Origin of the sequence: Cypionkella sp. TWP1-2-1b2 (assembly GCF_049896245.1) — a bacterium.
Lineage (GTDB): Bacteria > Pseudomonadota > Alphaproteobacteria > Rhodobacterales > Rhodobacteraceae > Cypionkella.
In genome coordinates this window covers 1-1,460 of record NZ_JAFCTX010000095.1, presented here as the reverse complement: position 1 = coordinate 1,460, position 1,460 = coordinate 1, and the positions used below count along the sequence as shown (strand labels likewise).

Here is a 1,460-nt window from a genome sequence, read left to right as displayed (position 1 = left end):
GGCAGTCTCAACCGGTCGTCGCAACAGCCAGTGAATGGAGGTTGTGATGACAAAACGACAGCGAGGGTCCGATCGATCTGGCCGGGCGGCGATTGTTTCGCCGGGTCGCCCGGGTGTTGCGCGAAGTGAAGACCGACGATTATTCTGGTTGGCGATCGCGGCAGGACGTTCCAGCGAAGACGCTGCCGTGGAAGTTGGTGTATCTCAACCTGTCGGATCAAGGTGGTTTCGGGAGAATGGAGGCATGGCTCCCACACATTTGTCGCCTTCGGCCCCCTGCATTTCGGGGCGCTATTTGACTTTTGGGGAACGCGAAGAGATCGCACTGATGCGTGCGCGAGGATGTGGTCTGCGCGAGATCGCCCGCCTCCTGAAGCGATCCCCCTCGACGATATCGCGTGAAGTCCGTCGGAATGCCGCTACGCGCTCAGGCGGGTTCGATTACAGGGCCACAACGGCCCAATGGCACGCTGAGCGCATGGCGCGGCGGCCAAAGCTTGCAAAGCTGGCAGCAAACCAGGCTTTGCGCCAATATGTGCAGGAGCGTCTTGCCGGACTGGTCACCCGGTCGGATGGTACTGGGATCGCGGGTCCGAATGTTTCTTGGAAAGGTCGACGACACGGGCCGCGTCAATCGCGCAGGTGGTCGACAGCTTGGAGCCCCGAGCAGATATCACGACGATTGCAGGTCGACTTTCCCGAGGATGACACGATGCGGATCAGCCATGAAGCCATCTATCAGGCCCTCTTCATTCAAAGCCGCGGAGCATTGCGTCGCGATCTGACGGCCTGCCTGCGTACCGGGCGGGCGCTGCGGGTCCCACGGGCCAGAGTGGGTAGTCGCGGCAAATCCTTTATCACACCAGAAATCATGATCAGCGAGCGGCCTGCCGAAGTCGCAGACCGCGCCGTACCGGGACACTGGGAAGGGGATCTGATCATTGGTTTGAACCGATCCGCGATCGGCACCTTGGTAGAACGAACAACCCGCTTCACGATGCTGTTGCACCTTCCGCCGATGCCGGGCCATGGTGCGGCACCTCGACAAAGAAATGGGCCTGCGCTTGCAGGACATGGTGCCGAGGCTGTACGAGATGCAATCGCGCGCAGCATTGTTCATCTGCCACAACACCTGCGTAGATCATTGGCTTGGGATCAGGGCGCGGAAATGGCCCGGCACGCCGAACTGACAATACTTGCAGATTTGCCTGTCTACTTTTGCGATCCGCACAGCCCTTGGCAGCGTGGCACAAATGAAAACACCAATGGTCTTCTGCGCCAATACTTCCCCAAGGGCACAGACCTCAGCCTTCACGGAAGGGACGAACTTGAAGCAGTCGCCGCAACATTGAACGGACGTCCACGCAAAACCCTCGGCTGGAAAACCCCCGCAGAGGCGCTGGACAAATTCCTGAAAGCCAAAGAAACTGAAAGTGTTGCGACGACCGGTTGAGACTGCC

Annotated in this window: 1 protein-coding gene; it reads left to right on the top strand. The window is 59.5% G+C overall.

All coding sequences use genetic code 11. The features are described from left to right. Window positions 1-46: 46 nt before the first annotated feature. Complete coding sequence (locus ACP7AP_RS24150) at window positions 47-1,453, top strand: IS30 family transposase (protein WP_426038464.1); 1,407 nt, start codon at window positions 47-49, stop codon at window positions 1,451-1,453. Window positions 1,454-1,460: the final 7 nt, after the last annotated feature.

Coding starts and splice junctions, on each gene's coding strand:
- ACP7AP_RS24150 (WP_426038464.1), top strand. CDS start 47: ATGACAAAACGACAGCGAGGGTCCGATCGATCTGGCCGGGCGGCGATT.